This window comes from Clostridium sp. MCC328, from assembly GCF_018785465.1.
In the GTDB taxonomy this organism is placed as follows: Bacteria; Bacillota; Clostridia; order Lachnospirales; family Lachnospiraceae; genus Pilosibacter; species Pilosibacter fragilis.
In genome coordinates, this window is sequence record NZ_WQPW01000059.1 from 19,022 (window position 1) to 27,204 (window position 8,183).

At 49.8% G+C, this 8,183-nt stretch carries 8 protein-coding genes; all 8 read left to right on the forward strand.

The genetic code is table 11. From position 1 onward, the window contains the following. Nucleotides 1–131: 131 nt before the first annotated feature. Entirely contained in the window at nt 132–1,343 is a 1,212-nt protein-coding gene (locus tag GPK83_RS09555) for an NRAMP family divalent metal transporter (RefSeq protein ID WP_215704646.1), read from the forward strand. 94 nt (nt 1,344–1,437) lie between these two features. Continuing rightward, a complete protein-coding gene (locus GPK83_RS09560; protein WP_015553386.1) occupies nt 1,438–2,199 on the forward strand; it encodes a 5-oxoprolinase subunit PxpA in 762 nt (253 codons plus the stop codon). 71 nt (nt 2,200–2,270) lie between these two features. Beyond that, on the forward strand, nt 2,271–3,002 hold the full coding sequence (gene pxpB / locus GPK83_RS09565) for a 5-oxoprolinase subunit PxpB (protein ID WP_345941798.1): 732 nt from the start codon (nt 2,271–2,273) through the stop codon (nt 3,000–3,002). Beyond that, nucleotides 3,002–4,099, forward strand: a complete 1,098-nt coding sequence (locus GPK83_RS09570) for a biotin-dependent carboxyltransferase family protein (RefSeq protein ID WP_215704648.1) — start codon at nt 3,002–3,004, stop codon at nt 4,097–4,099. Before pxpB ends, GPK83_RS09570 begins: the two co-directional genes overlap by 1 nt. A gap of 130 nt (nt 4,100–4,229) precedes the next feature. Beyond that, on the forward strand, nt 4,230–5,051 hold the full coding sequence (locus GPK83_RS09575) for a putative hydro-lyase (RefSeq protein WP_215704649.1): 822 nt from the start codon (nt 4,230–4,232) through the stop codon (nt 5,049–5,051). Nucleotides 5,052–5,468: 417 nt separating this feature from the next. Next, the gene (locus tag GPK83_RS09580; protein ID WP_215704650.1) at nt 5,469–6,815 is read left to right on the forward strand and encodes an MATE family efflux transporter; all 1,347 of its coding nucleotides are present in this window, start codon (nt 5,469–5,471) and stop codon (nt 6,813–6,815) included. A 181-nt stretch (nt 6,816–6,996) separates the two neighbouring features. Beyond that, on the forward strand, nt 6,997–7,431 hold the full coding sequence (gene rplM / locus GPK83_RS09585; protein ID WP_015553390.1) for a 50S ribosomal protein L13: 435 nt from the start codon (nt 6,997–6,999) through the stop codon (nt 7,429–7,431). A 28-nt stretch (nt 7,432–7,459) separates the two neighbouring features. Further along, nucleotides 7,460–7,852 carry a 30S ribosomal protein S9 gene (gene rpsI, locus GPK83_RS09590; RefSeq protein ID WP_015553391.1) on the forward strand — a complete coding sequence of 131 codons (393 nt, stop codon included), beginning with the start codon at nt 7,460–7,462 and terminating at the stop codon, nt 7,850–7,852. Nucleotides 7,853–8,183: the final 331 nt, after the last annotated feature.

An 8,183-nucleotide genomic window follows, 5' to 3' on the forward strand; every position in this document is an offset into this window, starting at 1 on the left:
CGGATTCGCACGATTTTTTTGAAAATTTCAAAAAGATTTTCAGAAACCGAAAAATATAGTTGAATATCACTAAAAAGTCAGATAAAATCAAGGCATCAGTTGTAGAAAAGATACGAAAGGGGTACTCATTTATGGGGGAAAAGAAAAAACACAGCAACATGACGACCTTGATGGGAGCTGCGTTCCTGATGGCGACATCCGCGATCGGACCGGGCTTCCTGACACAGACTTCCACATTTACGGCTCAGTATAAAAGCATTTTCGCGCTGGTGATCGTCTGCACGATCCTGCTGGATGTGACGACACAGTTGAATATCTGGTCGGTGATCGGTGTGTCCGGCATGCGCGGACAGGATATTGCAAATAAAGTCCTTCCGGGGCTCGGATACTTTATCGCGTTCATGGTTGCCCTCGGCGGTCTGGCATTCAACATTGGCAATGTCGGAGGCGGCGCTCTGGGACTCAACGTATTGTTCGGAATACCGACGACGGTTGGAACCTTTATCGCGGGAATCATCGGAATCCTGATCTTCCTCTCCAAGGACGCGAAGGCCAGCATGGATAAGCTGACAAAATACCTTGGAAGTATCATGATCATCGTAGTTCTCTATGTGGCGATCAAATCCAAACCTCCGGTAGGGGATGCTGTGAGCAGTATTTTCCACCCGGGCGATGTGGGTGCCCTTGTCCTTCCGCTCATCACGCTTCTCGGAGGAAGCTGCGGCGGATATATCACATTCTCCGGTGCGCACCGTCTTCTTGACGCCGGATATTCCGGAAAGAAAGATCTTCCGCATGTACGCCAGTCCGTTTTAATGGGTGTCAGCGTTTCCGGAATCATGAGGATCCTGCTGTTCCTTGCGGTTCTCGGTGTCGTGACAGCAAACCCGGATGTGACACTCGACGCTTCAAATCCGGCAGCAGACGCGTTCCGTCTCGGAGCTGGCGTGATCGGATATAAGATCTTTGGTCTTGTCCTTTTCTTCGCCGCTACAACATCCGTCATCGGCGCGGCTTATACATCGGTTTCATTTTTAAAGACTCTTCATCCGTTTATCATGAAGAATGAAAAGTGGTTCGTGATCGGATTTATCACAGCCTCCACACTGATCATGGCGATCCTCGGAAAGCCGGCAGCACTTCTTGTACTTGCAGGCGCTTTAAACGGACTGATCCTTCCGCTGACCCTCTTAACGATCCTTCTTGCGAGCAGAAACAAGAAGATCGTCGGCGAGGATTACAAGCATCCGACGATCCTCATCGTTTTAGGTGTGTGCGTGGTACTGCTCACAGGATTCTCCGGAATCAAAGCTCTTCCGGGAATCTTAAAGATGTTCGGCTAAGGCTAATTATGTATTGAGATTATGATGCAAGTCGTTTAAAATAGTAGATAGGAAATTTAGAAAATACCGGCAGGGAAAGCAAGGAGGAAATTTTATGTACCGTGTAGACTTAAACAGTGACCTTGGAGAAAGCTTTGGAAATTATACGATCGGAATGGATGAGGAGATCTTAAAATACGTCTCCTCCGCAAACGTGGCATGTGGCTGGCACGCAGGTGACGCGATGGTGATGGAAAAGACCGTTGCTCTGGCGAAAGAGTTCGGAACAGCCGTCGGCGCACACCCGGGCTTCCCGGACCTTGTGGGATTTGGACGCCGCAATATGGCAGTGACGCCGGATGAAGCGAAAGCTTATGTCCGCTACCAGCTGGGCGCTCTCATGGCGTTCTGTACCGCCCACGGCGTAAAGATCCAGCATGTAAAACCGCACGGCGCTCTTTACAATATGGCAGCTGTTGACGAGAAGTTAGCCATCGCGATGTGTGAGGCAGTTTATGAGGTAGATAAGGACATCATCTTCATGGGACTTGCAGGTTCCAAGATGATCACGGCAGCAGAAAAAGTCGGTCTCCGCGCTGCAAGTGAGGTCTTCGCTGACCGCGCTTACAACGATGACGGAACTCTCGTATCAAGAAAGCTTCCGGGCGCAGTGATCAAGGACAAAGATCTCGCGATCAAACGTGTGATCCGTATGGTAAAAGAAGGAAAAGTCGAGTCCATCAACGGAAACGATATCGCGATCAAGGCAGACTCTATCTGCGTTCACGGAGATAACCCAAAGGCATTGGAGTTCGTAAAGAATATCCGTGAGACACTGATCGCGGAAGGCGTCGAGATCAAAAATTTAAGTTTATAGGAAAAAGAGTGCAGCTGTTTGACATCTTACAAATGTCAAACAGCCGCAAATGTATAGAGAGGAGACTCGCTGTGGGAAATGTAAGATATCTGGTTTCCGGCGACTGTGCAGTCACCGTGGAATTTGGAAATGAGATCAGTCCGGAGATCAACCGGAAGATCCGCGCATTCAAGATCGCGTTAGAGAAAGAACAGATTGAGGGAATCGTCGAGACCGTACCGACTTATCGTTCCCTTCTCGTTGTATACAAGCCGGAAGTGATCCGGTTCTCAGCACTGACAGAAAAATTTGAGCAGGTTCTGTCCTCCATGGGCAGCATCCAGATCCCGCCGCCAACGGTGATCGAGATCCCGGTGCTTTACGGCGGGGAGATGGGACCGGACCTTGCGAATGTGGCAGAGCATAACGGACTTACGGAAGAGGAAGTCGTAAAGATCCACTCCTCCGAAGAGTACCTGATCTACATGCTGGGATTTATCGCGGGATTCCCGTACCTCGGCGGCATGGACAAGCGTATCGCGACTCCGCGTTTGAAGAGTCCGCGCGTAAAGATCGAGGGCGGCTCCGTGGGAATCGCCGGAGAGCAGACTGGAATCTATCCGGTGGCATCCCCGGGCGGCTGGCAGCTCATCGGAAGAACTCCGTTAAAGCTGTATGATTCCGAGCGGGAAAAACCGGTACTCCTGGAGTCCGGACAGTATATCAAATTCCGCCCGGTGACGGAAGAAGAGTACAAAGCCACCGAAAAACAGGTGGAGAACGATACATATCAGTATGTAGTATATGATAAGGAGGCGGAGTGATGGGCATTCAGATCATAAACGGCGGATTCCTGACAACGATTCAGGATATGGGACGTTACGGATATCAGGAGACTGGAATGTCCGTATCTGGTGTCATGGATACCAGGGCAGCGTCACTCGCCAATATCCTTGTTGGAAATGATACGAACGAGGCAGTCATCGAGATCACGATGATGGGCCCGACGATGAAATTTACAGAAGATGAGATCATCGCGGTGACAGGCGGCGACCTCGGGGCAAAGATCGACGGAAAACCGGTGGAGAGATACCGTGCGGTCCTGGTAAAAGCGGGCCAGACGTTGAGCTTCATGGGCATGTACGGCGGAAGCCGTGCGTATATCGCTTTTGCGGGCGGACTTGATATCCCGGTCGTTATGGGAAGCAGATCCACGAACCTCAAATCAAAGGTTGGCGGATACGAGGGAAGAAAATTAGGAACCGGCGATGAGATCGCTTTCCGCGCTCCTGCATCCTGGCTCCCGCATATGGCCGAGCGTGTATACGGACTTCCGTCTTACGGTGCAAAGGAATGGACACTCAGAGTCGTTATGGGCCCGCAGGACGACTGTTTTACAGATAAGGGAATCAACACCTTCTTAAACAGCACCTACACGATCTCCAACGAGTACGACCGCATGGGCTGCCGCATGGAAGGCGATGTGATCGAGCATAAAAACGGCGGCGACATCATCACTGACGGCATCAGCTTCGGCGCTGTCCAGGTTCCGTCCCACGGAAATCCTATCGTCATGATGGCGGACCATCAGACCACAGGCGGCTACACAAAGATCGCCAATGTGATCTCTGTGGACCTTCCGGTGCTTGCCCAGTGCATGCCGGGAATGAAGATCCATTTTGAGAAAGTCACGGTGGATGAGGCGCAGGCTCTCTATTGTAAGGAAAAAGAAGAGTTTGACGCGCTTGCGAAGAGACTGAATACCCCGGTGGAACCGGCGGATGATGAGCAGGCGGTGGCGATCGCAGCGGCATCCGAGGCGAACAAGACCGCATGGGTAAAGGCGGGAACCTATAAGATCTCCGTAAATGGAAAAGAGTTTCTTGTGGAGCTTGAAAAAGAGGTTGTGAGATTCCGGTAAAAAAATATGGGGATGCAGACCGGAAAATGACCTGATCGGCGAAGCGTTTCAGCAGAATGGGTCGTGGGAAACAGGAAACTTAAGATGCCGGAAACGAAAAGAACGGCATAGGAGAAAGGGGTAGTGAAAAATGGGAGATTACAGAACGACAAGACCGGAAGAGATCTGGAAAAAGATCCGTGACGGTGAGATCACAGAACCGACAGCCGGAATGTGCGGGGGATACGCACAGGCAAACCTTGTGATCCTGCCGAAAAAATATGCGGAGGATTTTAAAAAGTTCGCGGAGCGCAATCCGAAACCGTGTCCGATCCTCGAGATCATGGACGGCTCCCCGCTGGTTCATGATATGGGCGAGGGAGCGAATATCGTTACCGATATTCCGCGGTACTTTATCTATAAAAACGGCGTGAAGGTCGATGAGGTGACAGATGCTTCTGGATATTGGCAGGATGATTTCGTTGGTTTTCTTATCGGCTGCAGCTTTTCCTTCGAGGAGGCGCTCTTACAGGCAGGAATCGACGTGCGCCATATCTCAATGGGAAGAAATGTGCCGATGTACAAGACGAACATCGAGTGTGAGAAAGCCGGTGTGTTTGAAGGTCCGCTTGTATGCAGCATGCGCCCGATGACGCCGGAGAACGCAAAGAAAGCGGCGGAGATCACGGAGAAGTTCCCGAATGTTCACGGTGGTCCTGTCCACATGGGCGATCCGGAAAAGATCGGCATCAAGGATATCGACCATCCGGACTATGGAGATCCAGTGGAGATCCGCGAGGGCGAGATCCCGGTATTCTGGGCCTGCGGCGTGACCCCACAGGCAGCCATCGAGCGGGCGAAGCCGCCGATCGTCATCACCCACGCTCCGGGTCATATGTTTATCACGAATGTGAAGAACGCGGAGTTAAATGATTATCTGGAGAAAAAGAAGCAAGGTACGAAATCGCTGTGAAACAGAAGGAATCACAGCATCGCAGATGCGTGATCAGCTGCCAGCATCGGACATGGCAGATTTTGCCGGACAGATGCGGAAGTGAGATGTTCGGGCCCTCGCGAGTGAGAGGTTCGGGTCATCGAGTCTTCGGGCTCCGGATAGTTGACAGAATCCGAAATCTATGTTATTCTACCAGACATTAAAACTCGTGTGGATTTTTAGAGAAGAACTTTTTTCGCCACACAATCACCTAAAAGCTTTATGGGTGGTTGTGTGGCGTTTTTTGTTTAACAGAAAATTCCGATAGAACTTCCCGCTAAACAAAAAGGAACTACGGGCCAATGATGTGTCGAGGTACATTCTTTTTATTGCTTATATCAACGAAGTTTTACATATGGAACCGTTACTTTAAAAATTATATGGGAGGTTAGAATCATGAATGAAACTTTCATGAAGGAGAAGCCGATCTTTCCTCTTCTCCTCGGAATGGGAATGCCCATGGTCCTGTCCATGCTGGTGAATTCCCTTTATAATATAGTAGACAGTTATTTTGTTGCCCGGATCAGCGAGAATGCCATGGAAGCGCTGTCTCTGGTATTTCCGATCCAGAATTTCATCAATGCCATGGCCATCGGTTTCGGGGTGGGGATCAACGCTCTGATCGCCACAGCGAGAGGTGCCGGAAAAGAGAATGAAGCGCGCCGGGCAGCGACTCAGGGTGTTGTCCTGTCTGTGATCCACGGGATCATTCTTTCTGTGATCTGCATCGTTATCATGCCAAAATTCCTTGGAAGGTTCACAGGCGATCAGGAGGTCATCCGGTACGGTGTGCGTTACGCATCCGTCGCATTCCTGTTTTCACCGATCATCATGGCAGGACTGGCCTTCGAAAAGATCTTTCAGGCAGTGGGGCGGATGAAGGTGTCCATGATTGCCCTGCTTGGCGGCTGCATCACAAACATTATCCTGGATCCGATTTTAATCTTTGGACTGGCATTCTTTCCGAAAATGGGAATCTCCGGTGCGGCGATTGCCACAGGTGTGGGGCAGCTTATCTCGCTCGCAGTCTACCTTGCCTTCTATTTCCGAGGGCCGGTTCCGGTAAAGCTGGAAGCAAGGTATAAGATTCCCGGTGGAAATACGATGAAGAAGCTCTACGGGATCGGGATCCCGGCGATCCTCAATCTGGCACTGCCCTCCGTCATGATCTTTGTGTTAAATGGTCTGCTGGCGCAGTATTCCAGAAGCTATGTGGTTATTCTCGGAATCTACTATAAACTGCAGACCTTCCTCTATTTCCCGGCCAGCGGCATCATTCAGGGGATGCGGCCGGTGATCGGCTACAATTTCGGCGCCGGAGAGCGTGAGAGAGTCGGGAAGATCTACAAGACAACGTTAGCTATGGCCGGCGTAATCATGGCAGCAGGAACGGTGCTCTGCCTTACGATCTCCAACACGCTGATTGGCGCCTTTACCGACAACGCGGAGACCATCGCAGCAGGCGGCGCGGCCCTCCGGATCATCAGCGCCGGATTCATCGTCTCAACGGTCTCCGTAACAGCGTCTGGTGCCCTGGAGGGAATCGGCATGGGTGTCCAGTCCCTTGTGATCTCCCTGCTCCGCTATATCGTAGTCATCCTTCCGTCCGCCTTTATTCTCTGTCATCTCTTCGGCGGCGGCGCGGTCTGGAACGCGTTCTGGATCACGGAGTTTGCGGCAGCAGTTGTGGCTGAGATCGTGTATCGGGGAACGATTAAGCGGACCATGCCAAAACCACGATAAAATATAGGTTTTTCGGCAAAATTTAATCGAAATTTTGAAGAAAAATGGTTGACACACCCGACCATGTATAATATAATGTATAACTGTGACATCGGTTGAAAATGCTGTGGCCAAAGCCCCGGAAACAGTATTTTACGATAAAGGAACATTGATTGATTTAGTACAAACAGGAGGTCAACCCATGAAGAGCTTTATGGCTAGTCCAGCAACAATTGAGAGAAAATGGTACGTAGTTGACGCTACAGGATATACATTAGGTCGTCTGACATCAGAAGTAGCAAAGATCTTAAGAGGAAAGAACAAACCGATCTACACTCCGCACATCGACTGCGGCGATTACGTGATCGTAACAAACGCTTCCAAGATCAAAGTTACAGGTAAGAAGTTAGACCAGAAGATCTACTACAGCCACTCTGACTATGTAGGCGGAATGAAAGAGACAACTTTAAGAGAAATGCTCGAGAAGAAGCCGGAGAAGGTTATCGAGTTAGCAGTTAAGGGAATGCTCCCGAAGGGACCTTTAGGAAGAAGCATGATCACAAAACTTCACGTTTACGCTGGCCCGGATCACGAGCAGGCAGCACAGAAGCCGGAAGTTTTAGAAATCAAATTTTAATTAGAGGTCTGAAAGGAGGAAATTCATAATGGCTAGCACAAAATATTACGGAACAGGCAGAAGAAAAAAATCTATCGCAAGAGTATATCTTGTACCGGGAACAGGTAAGATCACAATCAACAAGAGAGATATCGATGAGTATCTTGGTCTTGAGACATTAAAGCTCATCGTTCGTCAGCCGTTAGCAGCAACAGAGACAGCTGATAAGTTCGACGTTATCGTTAACGTTCACGGCGGCGGAGTTTCCGGACAGGCAGGCGCTATCCGTCATGGTATCTCCAGAGCTCTGCTTCACGCAGACATCGAGTACCGTCCGGTATTAAAGAAAGCTGGTTTCTTAACAAGAGATCCGCGTATGAAAGAAAGAAAGAAATACGGTCTCAAAGCAGCTCGTCGCGCTCCGCAGTTCAGCAAGAGATAATCGACTGCTCAGACTATATCAAAATGGTTCAAAAAGCCCGGAAAATCAAGGTTTTCCGGGCTTTTGCTATATCTAAACGGGCTGATATGGTTTGACCAAATTTGGCAAAACGAGAGCCGATTTCATCCAATTTTTAGTGGTCCGCAAGTGGTTAACTGGCTAAAAAGAGGGCAAAAAGAGGGGGAAGTGGTTCCCAAAGTGGTTAACCGAGAGCCGATTTTGGGGTGCTTTTCAGCCCTCCTTCCCCTCGTTTTTTGGCTGTGGCAGTTTGGCATAGTTTGAGCTAATTTGAATAATTGAATATGAATTTGATGTAGCACACAGTATAAAT